The following is a 14,784-nucleotide window of genomic DNA, read 5'->3' as shown; positions in this document are numbered from 1 at the left end:
TTTCACTCACGCATTTTTTCTGCCCGCGACTCGCGCATCCGACGCGAGCCGGGCGCCGGCCGGCGCTCGCGGTCCACCGACCGACGGCGTACGGCCTGACCTCGAAGGAGGAGACACATGCAAGCGGATCTGGAAACCCGCGTCGCGCGGAAACTGATGTGGCGCATCATTCCGTTCGTGATGCTGCTTTACTTCGTCAGCTTTCTCGATCGCGTGAACGTCGGCTTCGCGGCGATGACGATGAACAACGCGATCGGCCTGTCGCCGACCGCATTCGGGTTCGGCGGCGGCCTGTTCTTCATCGGCTATTTTCTGTTCGAAGTACCGAGCAATCTGATTCTCCATCGTGTCGGCGCGCGCATCTGGATCGCACGCGTGATGATCACGTGGGGCATCGTGTCGGCCGTGTCCGCGTTCGCGGCCGGGCCGACCAGCTTCTACGTGCTGCGTTTCCTGCTCGGCGTGGCGGAAGCCGGCTTCTTCCCCGGCATCATCCTGTACCTGAGTCTGTGGTTTCCCGCGAAGCAGCGCGCGGTGGCCGCCGCGTGGTTCATGGCGGCCGCGCCGATCTCGACCGCGATCGGTTCGCCGCTGTCGGGCGCGATCATGCAGATGCCGCCGATGTTCGGGCTCGCCGACTGGCAGATGCTGTACATCGTCGAAGCGCTGCCGGCGGTCGTGCTCGGCTTCGTCGTGCTGAAGCGCCTGACCGATGCGCCGTCGCAGGCCGCGTGGCTGCGCGCGGACGAGCGCGACTGGCTGATCGCGAAGCTGAAAGCGGAAGCGGACGCGCGCCACACGCACGCCGGGCACACGGCTGGTGCGTGGCAGGCGCTGCGCGACCCGCGTGTGCTGGCGCTCGCGCTGATCTACTTCGGCACGTCGGCGGGGCTGTATACGCTCGGGCTGTGGGCGCCGCTGATGGTCAAGCAGTTCGGCTTCAGCGCGTTGCAGACGGGCCTGCTGACCGGTATTCCGAGCATCGCCGCCGTGGTCGCGATGATCGGGTGGGCGCGGCATTCGGATCGCACCGGCGAGCGCACGTGGCACGTCGTGATTCCGTGCGTGCTGGCGTGCATCGGCTTCGTGTTCGCGGGGCAGGCGAGCACGGCGCTGCTGACCGTGCTCGCGCTGGTCGTCGTCAACATCGGGATCAGTGCGGCGAAGGCGCCGCTGTGGGCGATGCCGAGTGCGTTCCTGTCGGGGGCCGGCGCGGCGGCGGGGATCGCGATGATCAATTCGATCGGCAATCTCGGCGGGTTCGTCGGGCCGTTCGCGATCGGTTGGCTCAAGCACGCGACGGGCGGGTATGCGGCGGGGCTGTACGTGGTGGCCGGCACGCTCGCGGTGTCGGCGGTCGTCACGCTGATGCTGAGCCGCAAGGGGGTGCGGGAAGCGGCCGTGCCGGGCGTGCGGCATCACTCGTAAGCGCGGCAATGTGCGGTGCGGGGCGGCCGGACGGGCGCGTGGCGTACCCGTCCGGCTTCATGCGTGGCGGCGCGCGATCAGCGGTGCGTGGCGTCAGTCCATGTTCGCGCGCGGGAGCCGCTACGAGGCCGTCGCCGCGACCTGCTGCGCGATGCGTGCCGCACACGCATCGGGTGTCGCATCGGACGTATCCAGCACCATCTCGCTGAACGCCCGCGCCGCATACCCTTCCCGATACATCTCGGCGATCCGGTTGCGCTCCCAGTCCGTCAACGCACGCGAGCCGCGATTCGACGCCGCGACCGCTTCGGGCGGCGCGAGCGTGACGACGAACAAGCGCGCGTCACGCGCGTCGCAGGCCGCGCGCAGCCGTTCGAATTCCGCTTCGCCGATCGGGTAGGCGATGACCAGATGGCGTTCGCGTGCGGTTGTGACCTGCGTAACGAGGCGTTCGAGCGCGATCGCCCATTGCACGTCGAACGGCGCGTCTTCGGGCGCATCGTGATCGTCGCCGTCGATGAAGCGCGCATCGGGCAGCACGCGTGCGAGCGCGCGGCCGATCGTCGTCTTGCCGCTGTTGATCGGCCCGTTCAGGTGAATGACGGTCAGGATGGTCATGAGTCGACGCAGGAATCGGACGATTCGCAGCTTGCCATGACTGGCGCGGCGGTGCAGTGCCGTTGAGGCGTCACGCGGCGGGATGCGAATACGGCGGGAAAGCGGACAGGCGGGGAGAGGGGAAGCGGCAGGCTGCGTGCGTAACGATGCGCCACACGGGCAGCCTGCCCGACCGTGCCGCATACGACGATGCGGCACGGCGTCGAACGACGCGACTTACTTGTCGCCGTCGCCCTTGATCTGCGGCAGCGCCGACGTTTCGCCCGGCGTCAGCAGCCCGACTTGCGAATACACGCGCAGCTTGTCGCGCGTATCGGTGATGTCGAGATTGCGCATCGTCAGCTGGCCGATCCGGTCGCGCGGCGAGAACGTCGATGCCACCTTCTCCATCGACAGGCGTTCCGGCTGATACGTGAGGTTCGGCGACTTCGTGCTCAGGATCGAGTAGTCGTTGCCGCGGCGCAGTTCGATCTTCACTTCGCCGGTGATCGCGCGTGCGACCCAGCGTTGCGCGGTTTCGCGCAGCATGATCGCCTGCGGGTCGAACCAGCGGCCCTGGTACAGCAGGCGGCCGAGGCGGCGGCCGTTCTCGCGGTACTGCTCGATCGTGTCTTCGTTGTGGATGCCGGTGACGAGACGCTCGTACGCGATGTACAGCAGCGCGAGGCCCGGGGCTTCGTAGATGCCGCGGCTCTTCGCCTCGATGATCCGGTTCTCGATCTGGTCGCTCATGCCGAGGCCGTGGCGGCCGCCGATGCGGTTCGCTTCCAGCAGCAGCTCGACCTGATCCTTGAACTCGACGCCGTTCAGCGCGACCGGCTGGCCGGCTTCGAAGCGCACCGTCACTTCCTCGGCGGCGATCTTCACGTCGTCGCGCCAGAACGCGACGCCCATGATCGGGTTCACGATCTTGATGCCGCTTTCGAGGCTTTCCAGATCCTTCGCCTCGTGCGTCGCGCCGAGCAGGTTCGAGTCGGTCGAATACGCCTTCTCGGCCGACATCTTGTATGCGAAGCCGGCCTGGTTCATGAATTCGGACATTTCGGCACGGCCGCCGAGCTCATCGATGAACGTCTGGTCGAGCCACGGCTTGTAGATCTTCAGATCCGGGTTCACGAGCAGGCCGTAGCGGTAGAAGCGCTCGATGTCGTTGCCCTTGTACGTGCTGCCGTCGCCCCAGATGTTGACGCCGTCTTCCTTCATCGCGGCGACGAGCATCGTGCCGGTCACGGCGCGGCCGATCGGCGTCGTGTTGAAGTACGTGACGCCGGCGGTCGTGATGTGGAACGCGCCGCTTTGCAGCGCCGCGATGCCTTCGGCGACGAGCTGCGCGCGGCAGTCGATCAGGCGGGCGCCGGCTGCGCCGTATTCGATCGCGCGTTTCGGGATCGCGTCGTAATCGTCTTCGTCGGGCTGGCCGAGGTTCGCCGTGTATGCGTACGGGACGGCGCCCTTCAGTTTCATCCAGTGCAGCGCGGCGCTGGTGTCCAGGCCGCCGGAGAAGGCGATACCGACCTTCTGGCCGGTCGGGAGGCTTTCGAGAATCGTGCTCATAGGAATTACCGTGGATTGAAGCCGGTGGGATCGTATTTCGCGGAATATGCGAGTATCGGCTGTCCGGGAAGTTGGGGCAAGGGTTGATTTTGGTGCGGAACCGGCGTCGCGCCTGTCGCGGCGGGCCTGACGGGCGGTGAGCCGGCTGGAGAACACCGTGCCGGACGGCGTTGTATCGCCGCCGAAACGCGCGCGGACGAGCCGGCCGCCGGCCGATTTCCGGGGCCGGATCGGCCGTCAACCCAGTTCGCGCTCCTCGGCGCGTCGCTTCATTTCATCGAAAGGCATATGAAAGAATTGCGCGCCCATCCGGCCCCTCAGATATTCCACGACCGAGCGGTATCGAGCAGCCGCTCGCGCAACTGATCGACTTCGCCGGCCAGCTTGGCCGTGATCGACACGTAGCCGGACAACTGCGGCGGCGGCGCGTCGTGCAGCGGGTCGACTGGCCGCCGGCGCGGGGCGAGCCGGCTCGGCGTGCCGAACTTGAGCGCGCGGCTCGCGCCGACCAGCGTGTCGCGGATGCGCCGGTTCAAGGTCTTCATCTCGACGCGCATGTATTCGCGGGCCGCCACGTCGTCGGCGGCCGGCAGCGCGCTCGACAGGATTTCCAGATAACCGATGCACAGGCGCAGGCTGCGCTGGATCGCCTCGAGCTGCGTCATCGACGTCTCGCATTCCTTCGACACCGACGGCATCAGCGAGCGCAACTGCACGAGCAGCGTGCTCAGCGCGGCCATTTCCTTCAGGTGCGCGTCGTCGGTGACCTGACGGTCGCCCGCGAGCCGCGCATGCACGGCCGCGCACGCGCGTAGCGCGTCGGCGAGCTTGTAGCGCCACGAATAGGTCGCGTAGAGCGGCAGCGCGAACGAGAACGCCAGCGCGATCGCGATGCCGGCCAGCACGTTCACCGCGCGCCACAGGCCGTCGACGATCTCGTTGTCGCCGTGCCCCGCGACGATCACCATCGTGATCGCCGACAGCAGCGCGATGTAGCCGGCCTTGCCGATCGCGTGATACGCGCAGACGCCGCACCAGACGGCCATCAGCAGGTAGATCGCGAACGGCGCGTGCAGGAACGAGTAGAGGAGGATCAGCCCGAGCCCCGCCAGCGCGCCGATCGACGTGCCGAGCGCGCGCTCGGCCGCCTTCTTGCGGATGTTGCCGTGATGCTGCAGCCCGCCGACGACGATCAGCACGGTGATCGTCGACCACTCGCCATGCGGCACATTCAGCCCCGTGGACAGCGCGATCGACACGAGCACCGCGAGCGCGACGCGCGCCGCGTGGATCAGCTTCGCGTGCCGGTAGCGGCGGTACGGGTCGAGCAGCGGGCGGAGCGCGTGGCGCACGAGAGGCGGCAGTCGGGTCGGGAGCGGGGCAGTCATGACGAAGCGGAAGTGGCCGGAACGCGCACGGCGGCCCGCGCGGGCCGGCGCCGCGCCGCCTGCGCAGCAGACGTAACGCTAGCCGAACATAGGTGGGCTGTCCACGGCGGGGCCGCCGGGCAGCCGCGTCCGACCACGGGACGGCGCGTCACGCGTCGGCCGCGGTCGACTGCGCGTCCAGCACGCGGTTGCGGCCGCCGGACTTCGCGCGGTACAGCGCTTCGTCGGCGCGCCGCAACAGTGTCGCGGCGTTCATCCGGCCGTCGTCCGCGGTGGCCGTGCCGATGCTGACCGTGACGCGCCCGTACTGGCTCTTCACGTGCTCGATCCCGAGCTCCGCGATCGCGCGCCGGATGCCTTCGGCGACGGTGGCCGCGCCTGGCCCGTCGGTGTCGGGCAGCGTGACGACGAATTCCTCGCCGCCGTAGCGCGCGACGTGATCGCTGTCGCGGCGCAGGCAGCGCGACAGCGATTGCGCGACCTGGCGCAGCACGTCGTCGCCGGCCGGGTGGCCGTAGTAGTCGTTGAACGCCTTGAAGTGATCGACGTCGACGAACAGCACGGACAACGGCCGGCCGCTGCGCGACGCGCGCTGGGTCTCCTTCGCGAGCACCGTGTCGAACGTGCCGCGGTTGTCGAGGCCCGTCAGCGAATCGGTGTGCGCGAGCCGGTACAGCTTCGCTTCGGCCTCCTGCCGGCGTTTCAGCTCGCGCGACAACGCGAGCGAGCCCCACGCGATGAACGCCGTGAACAGGCTCATCAGCACGATGGTCCAGATCGCGCGGTGGTGCCACGACGCGTAGATGTCGATCTCGGCGGGCGCGACGTCGACGATCAGCGGCAGCCCGGCGAGATGCTTGTAAACATAGACCCGCCGCACGCCGTCGATGGCGCCGACCCCGGTCAGCTCGCCGGTGCGGCTGCGTTGCGCGTCGATGAACAGCGGCGAGTCGTGCAGGTCGAGGCCGACCACCCGGGTGTCGTACGGCAGGCGCGATACGAGCGTGCCGTTGTCCTCGACGATCGCCGCGCTGCCGTGCCGGCCGACCGCGAGGCCGTCGAGCAGCGCGCGGAAGTAGTCGATGCTGAGCGTGCCGACGACGATCCCGCCGAAGGTGCCGTCGGGCCGGTTGATCCGGCGGCTCAGCGCGATCGTCAACGCGCCGCCGCGCAGCCGCGACGCATACGGCCGGCTGATGTAGAGGCCGGGGGCGAGCCGGTCGCGATGCACGGTGAAATAGTCGCGGTCGGCGAAATTGCCTTGTCGCGCGGGCGACGCGCTCGAATCGATCGCGATATTGCCGTGCGCATCCATTACGAAAATCGAACCGAGATAGGCGCCGGTCGCCGCGCGATCGAACAGTAGCCGGTGGCGCTGGCGCGGCGGCAATGTCATCAGTTCCGGATCGGCCACGCCATCGACGACGTTTTGCAGCGACAAATCGTAGAGTTCGATATTGCGCGCGATATCGCGTTCGATCAGCAGCATCAGGTTGCGCGCATTTTCGACCGCATGGCCATACGCGTCGCGTCGCGCCTCGATTAATAGCGACGTGGAAAGTCCCCAACTGAACATCAGCAGGACGATGCCCGCCACGAGTACGCCGCGGGGCGACAGAATGCGTGCCACGATCGACGCGGTATGGCGGCGCAGCGTGGCGGGCAGCGGGAATGACTTCATCCTCGGGGGTGGCGGGCGGCGGCTACTCGCGTCACTGGCGGTTCCACGCGCTGATTATTTTGAATTAAGCGTCATTATCCCGCGAATTCCTGAAATTCGCGCGCGCATGCAAAACATGCATGCGGCGACGGCGATTCGAAACGGTTACGCATCATTACCGCAGTGCGCGCGGGCGATTTGATTTGAATCAATCGCCAGTGTCGGCCTTTTCGTCTGATTAATAACGCGCTGATCGGTCGATTTTGCGTATTGAATCCGGTATTTGGCGGATCGAGACAGGATTACGCGCGGCGGGGGAAATGAAAATCGAATGACCCGCCGTCATCGAGGTTTTCACGACGCCGGGCGGCAGTGGCGCGGCCGACACGGCCAACCCGTTGATTCTGCAAAATCCGCGGCGGTGGCGGCGGGCGGGGCGAGCGCAGCTGCCCCCCTATCGAATCAGGTAGAATCCGCGCTTCGCCGCAGGCGCCCGCCGCGCAACGCGTATCGGGGCCGCATCGAATGCATCGCAGGACGCGTCCCGCGCTCCGATACCGCATGCGCCGGCTACGGATGCCGGCCTGCTCAACGTTCGTCTCGTTTATGTCCGCCATTCCGAATTCCGACCCACCCGGTTCGTCCGCGAACCCACCCAAGCTTCATCGCGCGCTGAAGGCGCGCCACCTGACGATGATCGCCATCGGCGGCTCGATCGGCACGGGCCTGTTCGTCGCGTCCGGCGCGTCGATTTCGCAGGCCGGCCCCGGCGGCGCGATGGTCGCGTACATGCTGATCGGCCTGATGGTCTACTTCCTGATGACGAGCCTCGGCGAAATGGCGGCGTTCATGCCGGTGTCGGGCTCGTTCGCGACCTACGGCGCGAAATACGTGGACGAAGGCTTCGGCTTCGCGCTCGGCTGGAACTACTGGTACAACTGGGCGGTGACGATCGCGGTGGAGCTCGTCGCCGCGCAGCTCGTGATGCACTACTGGTTCCCGGACGTGCCGGGCGTGTGGTGGAGCGCGGCGTTCCTCGCCGTGATGTTCCTGCTCAATGCGCTCACCGTGCGCGGTTTCGGTGAAGCCGAATACTGGTTCGCGCTGATCAAGGTCGTCACCGTGGTCGCGTTCATCGGCGTCGGGCTGCTGATGATCTTCGGCATTCTGAAGGGCGCGCCGGCCAACGGCTGGGGCAACCTGACGATCGGCGACGCACCGTTCGCGGGCGGGCTGCCGGCGCTGATGGGCGTCGCGATGATCGCGGGCTTCTCGTTCCAGGGCACCGAGCTGATCGGCGTCGCGGCCGGCGAATCGGAAAACCCGCGCACGACGATTCCGCGCGCGGTGCGCCAGGTGTTCTGGCGCATCCTGCTGTTCTACGTGTTCGCGATCTTCGTGATCGGCGTGCTGATTCCGTATACCGACCCGAACCTGCTGAAGACGGACGTGACCGACATCGGCGTGAGCCCGTTCACGCTGGTGTTCCGCCACGCGGGTCTTGCCTTTGCCGCTGGCGTGATGAACGCGGTGATCCTGACGGCCGTGCTGTCGGCCGGCAACTCGGGCATGTACGCGTCGACGCGGATGCTCTACAACCTCGCGACCGAAGGCCGCGCGCCGAAGGTGTTCGCGAAGCTGTCGCCGGGCGGCGTGCCGCGCAACGCGCTGTATGCGACCACCGCCGTCGGCGCGCTGTGCTTCTTCACGTCGCTGTACGGCGACAAGACCGTCTACCTGTGGCTGCTGAATACATCGGGGATGACGGGCTTCATCGCGTGGCTCGGCATCGCGGTCAGCCATTACCGGTTCCGCAAGGGCTACGTGAAGCAGGGTTACTCGCTCGACCAGTTGCCGTATCAGTCGAAGTGGTTCCCGTTCGGCCCGCTGTTCGCGTTCGTGCTGTGCCTCGTGATCGCGCTTGGCCAGGATTACCAGGCGTTCCTCGCGAACCGGATCGACTGGGCCGGCGTGGCCGCGACCTATGTCGGCATTCCGCTGTTCGTCGTCGTGTGGCTCGGCTTCCGGTTCCTGAAGAAGAGCCGGTTCGTGCGCTACGAGGACATGGAGATCGCGCCGTGGATCGCCGCGAGCCGCGGCGCGCAGCGGCAGCCGGTGACGAACCGCGAAACCACGGGCTGACGCCGGCGCGGCAGGCGGCCGCGCGACGGTCGACGAAACGGGAAGCCGCGCGCTTCCCGTTTTTTTTGCCCGGCTATTGCCTGCACGGGGTCAAAGCCGGTTATATTGCCCGACCCTACCGGGCCACGGCCCGGCCGGCGCGACAGGCGCGGCGCGGATCGGCATCCGGCGCGCGCGACGCGCGGCGGCCGGCGAGATACCCGGCGTTTTCATCGTTCCAGCCGGGTCGACATGGCCCGCGGAGCGCGCAACCCAGAGGAATCCATGAGCGCATCACCCGCCGAGCGGAAGGCCGGACCCGTTTCCATCGTGCGAATCGAAGCCGCGATCAATGCGTGGCGCGAAGTGTACCCGCCGGCGCCGGACGGCGAGGACGGCTACGCACTCGACGCCGGCAGCAACTGCCTGGCCGAGCTGTACGGCACGATGATCTGCTATCAGTTGCCGGACGTGCCGCTCGACTCGCTGAGCCACGAGCAGCGCGACGCGTTGTACGCGACCGAGGTGTGATGCGGTCGGCACGATGCCGCGGCGCGGCGTCGGTGAACGAACGGGAAGCCACGCGGCTTCCCGTTTTGCTTTGCGCGGCCTCGGGCGTCGCCAAGAGCACCACGCGGCTCGAGCCGGTTTCGGCGCCGGCTGAGGTATCGTGACGGGATCGGGAAGCAGGCGATCGAGGAGGCCGGTACGAAGCCGGCGAGGGTGACCGGTGCGGACGCTGTCCGCGCGGCGCCGGATGAGCGTCCGTTGCCTGTCCCGGGAGGATTCGAACATGGAGTTGAGACATCTCCGCTACTTCGTCGCGGTAGCCGAAGAGCGGAATTTCACGCGGGCGGCGGAACGGCTGCATATCGCGCAGCCGCCGCTGAGCCGGCAGATCCAGCAGCTCGAGGAAGCGCTCGGCGTGCCGCTGTTCGAGCGCACCGCGCGGCCGCTGAAGCTGACCGATGCCGGGCGCTTCTTCTATTCGCACGCGGTGCAACTGCTCGCGCAGACCACCGAGCTCGAATCGATGACGAAGCGGGTCGGCAAGATCGAGCGCAGCATGTCGGTCGGTTTCGTCGGCTCGACGCTGTACGGGATGCTGCCGAAGATCATCCGGCGCTTTCGCAGCGAATATCCGGCCGTCGAGCTGAGCCTGCACGAGATGTCGACGATGGACCAGATCAAGGCGCTGAAGGAAGGGCGCATCGACGTCGGGTTCGGCCGCATCCGCCACGAGGACCCGAGCGTGCGGCGCGTCGTGCTGCGCGAGGAGCGGATGATCGTCGCGCTGCCGGTCGGCCACGTGCTCGACAGCGCGAAGCCCGTGCTGTCGCTGCACGATCTCGTCAACGACACGCTGATCATCTTTCCGAAGGCGCCGCGCCCGAGCTATGCGGACCAGGTACTCGCGGCCTTCCACGACCGCGCGTTGCAGCCGCGCAGGATCTACGAGACGCGCGAGTTGCAGATCGCGCTCGGCCTCGTCGCGATGGGCGAGGGCGTGTCGGTCGTGCCGCAGAGCGTGTACGGGCTCAAGCGCGACGACATCAGCTACAAGCCGCTCGACGATCCGAACCTCGTGTCGCCGATCATCATGAGCATGCGCATGCTCGACGAATCGGAGGACATCCGCGCGATGCAGGCGCTGATCTACCGGCTGTACGACGAAGCGCAGATGGAGTATCTGCCGCCGCAGCCCGAATGAACGCACGGGCGGCAGGGGCTTTTCTTGACGCTGCGCGCGCCGGCAGGCCACCATGCCCGAATTCGATGCGGCTGCCGACGGGCGGCCGCTTTCATGCAGACGACCGACACATGACCGATATCGTGACCGAGGAGACGACCATCGAGACGCCGCAAGGGCGGCTCTTTGCGAAACGCTGGCATGCGGGGCCGGCACGGCACGCGGCCGCGCCCATCGTGCTGCTGCACGATTCGCTCGGCTGCGTCGACCTGTGGCGCGACTTTCCCGCGCAGCTCGCCCGTGTGACGCAACGCGACGTGATCGCGTACGACCGTCTCGGTTTCGGTCGCTCCGATCGGCATCCGGGCACGCTCGGCACGACGTTCGTGCGCGACGAAGCCGATCATGCATTCGCTGCGGTACTGGAACAGCTCGGCGTCGATGCGTTCGTCGCATTCGGGCACAGCGTCGGCGGCGGGATGGCAGTCGGTTGTGCGGCCGCGCATCCAGCGCGTTGCCGCAGCCTCGTGACGGTCGCCGCGCAGGCGTTCGTCGAGGATCGCACGCTGGCCGGCATTCGTGACGCGGGGCGGCAGTTCGACGAACCGGGGCAACTCGACCGGCTCGCGCGCTATCACGGCGACAAGGCCGAATGGGTGCTGCGCGCGTGGGTCGATACGTGGCTGTCGCCGGCATTCCGCGACTGGAGCCTCGACGACGACTTGCCGCGCGTGCAGTGCGCGACGCTCGCGATTCACGGCGAAGACGACGAATACGGGTCCGACGTGCATCCGAAGCGGATTGCCGCGCGCGTCGCGGGGGCGTCGTCGTTCCTGTTGCTCGCGCGCTGCGGGCACATGCCGCACCGCGAGCGGACGGACGACGTGCTGGCCGCTGTCGCGACGCTGCTGCGCGACGCGGGCGCCTGAGCGTTCGTCATCGCCAGCGGGCGGATGCCCGCCGGCCGTCAGAACGAAAGCTGGATCGCGAGATCGATCGCCAGCAGTACGATCGATAGACCGATGCCGAGAATCACGTTCGGCAAGCGGTGCTCGAAATCGCGATGATCCTTGCGCATCGCCGCGCCGAGCAGAAAGATCGCCTCGACGACGATCTGCAGTCCGACGAACAGCAGCATCAGCAGATACTCGTAACCCATCTGCTTGAACGCGACGAATTGCATCCCGTGATCGCGAATCCACTGGCCGACGCGCAGCAGCTCGTAGACGAACAGCAACGCGGGGAACAGGTAACTGATGAAGTAGGTCGGCGCGGTGGCGTGCCGTAGTTCGGGGTGGAAGTGCTGATGCGTGGTAGCCATCACAACCCTCCTTGCAACGCGTGATTGCGGTCGCGACGGCGGCGCGTGTCGCGTGCGAACGACGGGATTACCCGATGCACAGTGCGCAGCCGTACGACATGAGCATACTGCTGCGCGGGAAATTTGGCATGCGAAGTGTGGGTTCGTTGTAACAAAATGTGTGCGCCACGCGACGCGTCGGCTGCGTCACCGCTTCGCTTCCGCGCCTTCGATGAACAGCTTCGCGACCGATTGAAACTCCCGTTTCAGCGACAGCCCCGGCACGGTCAGCCAGCGCAGCATCGCCGCGAGATACAGGTGATGGAACCACGTCGCGAGCTGATCGGCCCGCAGCGCCGCATTCAGTTCGCCGGATTGCTGACCGGCGGCGATCAGTTGCTGCCACACCAGTGCGATGTCGCTGCCATTCTCTCCCGCACGCTCCGGTTCGGCTGCGCCGATGCTCAGGAAACGGTGCCGCAGGTACGCGAGCAGGTACACCGGATGTTGTTCGCACCACGCTGCCGACGCGTCGAGCACGCAACCCATGCGCGATGCAAAGGTCTTGCGCCGCGCGACGTCGCGCTGCAGATACGCGAGATCGCGCGCGAGTTCGCCTTCGAGCCAGTGCGCGAGCACGGCTTCCTTCGTCGGAAAGTGGTTGTACAGCGTCCGTTTCGCGACATCGGCCTCGGCGGCGATCTGCTCCATCGTGACGGCCTCGTAGCCGTGCGCATCGAACAGGCGTGCGCCGGTCCCGGCGAGATGCGCGAGCATCTGGATGCGTTTGCGCGCGCGGCGGCCCGGATCGTCGGTCGGAATCGTCATGGCAGGGCGGTTGACTGAAAGTGTACGAATTGCATTAGTATACGACGTGCACTTTTACGAAACCATTCTTTTCCGTCGTGCACGAGGAGCTCCGCATGAAACTCGTCATCGCCACCTACGGCACCGAAGGCGACACGCGTCCGCTCGCGGCGCTCGGCCGCGCGCTGATGGATGCCGGGCACGAGGTCCGGCTGCTGGCCGATGCGGCGACGCTCGGGTCGGCCGCCGCACTTGGCGTGCCGTCGGCGCCGCTGTCCGGCGATATCCGTCACGCGATTGCGCCGGAGGGCGCGTTGGCCGATGCGGTGCGCGGGCGCGGCGGTTTCAACGACACCTCCAAGGCGCTCGCGGCGATCGCGAATGCGAACACGGCCGCATGGATGCGCGAAGTGGTGGACGCTTCGGCCGGCTGTGACGCGCTGCTCGTGTCGGGGCTCGTGTCGTTCGTCGGCTTGTCGGTCGCAGAATATCGCAGCATCCCGGCAATCGGCACGGGCATGATCCCGATCACGCCGACCGCCGAATTCGCGTCGCCGTTCCTGCCGCCGGGGAAGGTGCCGCGCTGGCTGAATCGCGCGAGCCACCGGCTAGTGAATGCGCTGCTGTGGCAGGCGTTCAGGAAGTCGACGAATGCCGCGCGCGCCGGCGTATGCGGATTGCCGCCGCGCCAGCACGTGTGGACCGATCATCCGATGCTGTATGGCGTGTCGCCGGCGCTGCTGTCCGGCCCGGCCGACTGGCCGTCGAACGTGCAGGCCTGCGGCCAGTGGCGGATCGATGCGCGTGCGTGGGCGCCGTCGCCCGAACTCGCGGCGTTTCTCGACGCGGGCGAGCCGCCCGTGTACATCGGTTTCGGCAGCATGGCCGGCTTCGATCGCGCGGCGATGGCCGCGGCGTTGACGCAGGCGCTGGCCGGCCGGCGCGCGCTATTCTATCCGGGCTGGAGCGGCATCGATGCGTCGCTGCTGCCCGCGCACGTTCGCGTGATCGGCGACACGCCGCACGACTGGCTGTTCCCGCGCGTCGCGATGGCGGTGCATCACGGCGGCTCGGGCACCACGCATTCGGCCGCGCGGGCCGGTATTGCGTCGGTGGTCGTGCCGTTCGCGGGCGATCAGTTCTTCTGGGGGAACCGGCTGCAACGGCTCGGTGTCGCGGCTGCGCCGGTCGCGGGGCGGCGTATGGACGCCGTCGCGCTGGCGCGGGCCATCGCGTTTGCCGAACAGGGCGAGACGAAGGCGCGTGCGACAGAACTCGGTGCGCGCGTCGCGCAGGAGGATGGCTTGAAGCGGGCCGTCAGTGCGATCGAACGATGGGTACGACCGCGCGCGAGGTGAGCCCGCGCATCGTCATCGGATCAGAAGTGCCCGGTGAACCGGTAGCGGCTGCCCGGGTGCCACAGATTGGCGACCGATGCGACCAGCCCCTGCGACCACGTGCGCCGATGCAGCAGCAGGCACGGTTCGCGATCGTCCATCGTCAGGTGACGGCGCGTTTCGGCGTCGGGCATCGCGGCTTCGATCCGGTATTCGACGCGCTGCAGCGGCGCGACGCGCGTCAGATACTGGTTCGGCGTCGTCGTCGTGAAGTCCTGCAATGCATATTCGGGCGCGCAGGCCGGGTTGACCCAGCGTTCTTCCAGTTGCACCGGCGTGTCGTTCTCGAAATGCAGCACGCGCGAATGGAAGATCGGGCTGCCGGTGTCGAGCTGCAGTTCGTCGGCGAGCTTCGCATCGGCGACGGCCGCGCCGACCTGCAGCACCTGCGCGCGATAGCCGTGGCCGCGCGCGGCGACTTCGTCGGAGATGCTGCGGATCGCGACGAGCGTCGATTCGTATTTCGGCGACGCGACATACGTGCCGGAGCCGCGCGTGCGCGTGAGCACCTGTTCGGCCGTCAGTTCGCGCAGCGCGCGGTTGACGGTCATCCGCGCGACGTTGAATTCGCGCGCGAGCTCGTTCTCCGACGGCACCTGGTCGCCTTCCGCCCACTCGCCGGCATGAATGCGCGCGAGGATGAAGTCCTTGATTTCCTGATAGATCGGTGTGGTCATGGGATCACGATTCAGAGTCGGCAGCGGGCCGCCGCCGAATGCCGATCCGGCGCGCGCCCGGCGCCGAGTGTACCGGTTTCGCGGGCGCGCCGGCCCGGATTCCCTGAATGATCCCCGTTCGGCCGGTGCGCGTCCATGCGGGAT

The 14,784-nt window shown here is 67.4% G+C and carries 14 protein-coding genes; 7 read left to right on the top strand and 7 right to left on the bottom strand.

From position 1 onward, the window contains the following. Nucleotides 1-117: 117 nt before the first annotated feature. The gene (locus AP428_RS23580) at nt 118-1,428 is read left to right on the top strand and encodes an MFS transporter (protein WP_011548294.1); all 1,311 of its coding nucleotides are present in this window, start codon (nt 118-120) and stop codon (nt 1,426-1,428) included. A 120-nt stretch (nt 1,429-1,548) separates the two neighbouring features. On the opposite strand, the gene AP428_RS23575 is transcribed toward AP428_RS23580, so the two are convergent. From AP428_RS23575 to AP428_RS23560, 4 genes are all read right to left on the bottom strand, one after another. Continuing rightward, a complete protein-coding gene (locus AP428_RS23575; RefSeq protein WP_041489419.1) occupies nt 1,549-2,046 on the bottom strand; it encodes a shikimate kinase in 498 nt (165 codons plus the stop codon). A 216-nt stretch (nt 2,047-2,262) separates the two neighbouring features. After that, on the bottom strand, nt 2,263-3,600 hold the full coding sequence (argG, locus tag AP428_RS23570; protein ID WP_006479599.1) for an argininosuccinate synthase: 1,338 nt from the start codon (nt 3,598-3,600) through the stop codon (nt 2,263-2,265). A 317-nt stretch (nt 3,601-3,917) separates the two neighbouring features. After that, a complete protein-coding gene (locus AP428_RS23565) occupies nt 3,918-4,988 on the bottom strand; it encodes an FUSC family protein (RefSeq protein ID WP_011548292.1) in 1,071 nt (356 codons plus the stop codon). Between the two features lie 148 nt (nt 4,989-5,136). Beyond that, on the bottom strand, nt 5,137-6,669 hold the full coding sequence (locus AP428_RS23560) for a sensor domain-containing diguanylate cyclase (protein ID WP_011548291.1): 1,533 nt from the start codon (nt 6,667-6,669) through the stop codon (nt 5,137-5,139). Between AP428_RS23560 and AP428_RS37250 the strand changes: the two genes are divergently transcribed. The 5 genes from AP428_RS37250 to AP428_RS23540 all read left to right on the top strand — a co-directional run bounded on the left by AP428_RS37250 (nt 6,608) and on the right by AP428_RS23540 (nt 11,388). After that, nucleotides 6,608-6,850 carry a hypothetical protein gene (locus AP428_RS37250; RefSeq protein ID WP_166488157.1) on the top strand — a complete coding sequence of 81 codons (243 nt, stop codon included), beginning with the start codon at nt 6,608-6,610 and terminating at the stop codon, nt 6,848-6,850. The genes AP428_RS23560 and AP428_RS37250 overlap by 62 nt on opposite strands. A 404-nt stretch (nt 6,851-7,254) precedes the next feature. Continuing rightward, nucleotides 7,255-8,790: an amino acid permease gene (locus AP428_RS23555; RefSeq protein ID WP_041489418.1), complete on the top strand. Its 1,536-nt coding sequence runs from the start codon at nt 7,255-7,257 to the stop codon at nt 8,788-8,790. Between the two features lie 264 nt (nt 8,791-9,054). Continuing rightward, a complete protein-coding gene (locus tag AP428_RS23550; protein ID WP_012338561.1) occupies nt 9,055-9,300 on the top strand; it encodes a DUF3717 domain-containing protein in 246 nt (81 codons plus the stop codon). Nucleotides 9,301-9,562: 262 nt separating this feature from the next. After that, entirely contained in the window at nt 9,563-10,480 is a 918-nt protein-coding gene (locus AP428_RS23545) for a LysR family transcriptional regulator (RefSeq protein ID WP_006479595.1), read from the top strand. 110 nt (nt 10,481-10,590) lie between these two features. Beyond that, nucleotides 10,591-11,388 carry an alpha/beta fold hydrolase gene (locus tag AP428_RS23540; protein ID WP_011548288.1) on the top strand — a complete coding sequence of 266 codons (798 nt, stop codon included), beginning with the start codon at nt 10,591-10,593 and terminating at the stop codon, nt 11,386-11,388. Nucleotides 11,389-11,426: 38 nt separating this feature from the next. Here AP428_RS23540 and AP428_RS23535 read toward each other — a convergent pair whose 3' ends face one another. Then, nucleotides 11,427-11,780, bottom strand: a complete 354-nt coding sequence (locus AP428_RS23535) for a hypothetical protein (protein ID WP_011548287.1) — start codon at nt 11,778-11,780, stop codon at nt 11,427-11,429. A gap of 186 nt (nt 11,781-11,966) precedes the next feature. Next, nucleotides 11,967-12,587, bottom strand: coding sequence for a TetR/AcrR family transcriptional regulator (locus AP428_RS23530; RefSeq protein WP_011548286.1), 621 nt, complete (start codon nt 12,585-12,587; stop codon nt 11,967-11,969). A gap of 95 nt (nt 12,588-12,682) precedes the next feature. On the opposite strand from AP428_RS23530, the gene AP428_RS23525 reads away from it, so the two are divergent. Beyond that, a complete protein-coding gene (locus AP428_RS23525; RefSeq protein WP_011548285.1) occupies nt 12,683-13,924 on the top strand; it encodes a glycosyltransferase in 1,242 nt (413 codons plus the stop codon). 20 nt (nt 13,925-13,944) lie between these two features. Here the strand turns inward: AP428_RS23525 and hutC are convergent, their stop codons facing one another. Beyond that, a complete protein-coding gene (gene hutC / locus AP428_RS23520; RefSeq protein WP_011548284.1) occupies nt 13,945-14,640 on the bottom strand; it encodes a histidine utilization repressor in 696 nt (231 codons plus the stop codon). Between the last annotated feature and the right edge of the window lie 144 nt (nt 14,641-14,784).

Source organism: Burkholderia sp. E168m22 (assembly GCF_001319805.1).
Classification (GTDB): Bacteria; Pseudomonadota; Gammaproteobacteria; order Burkholderiales; family Burkholderiaceae; genus Burkholderia; species Burkholderia orbicola.
The sequence above is the reverse complement of the archived record's forward strand: the minus strand, read 5'-3'. Positions and strand labels throughout refer to the sequence as shown.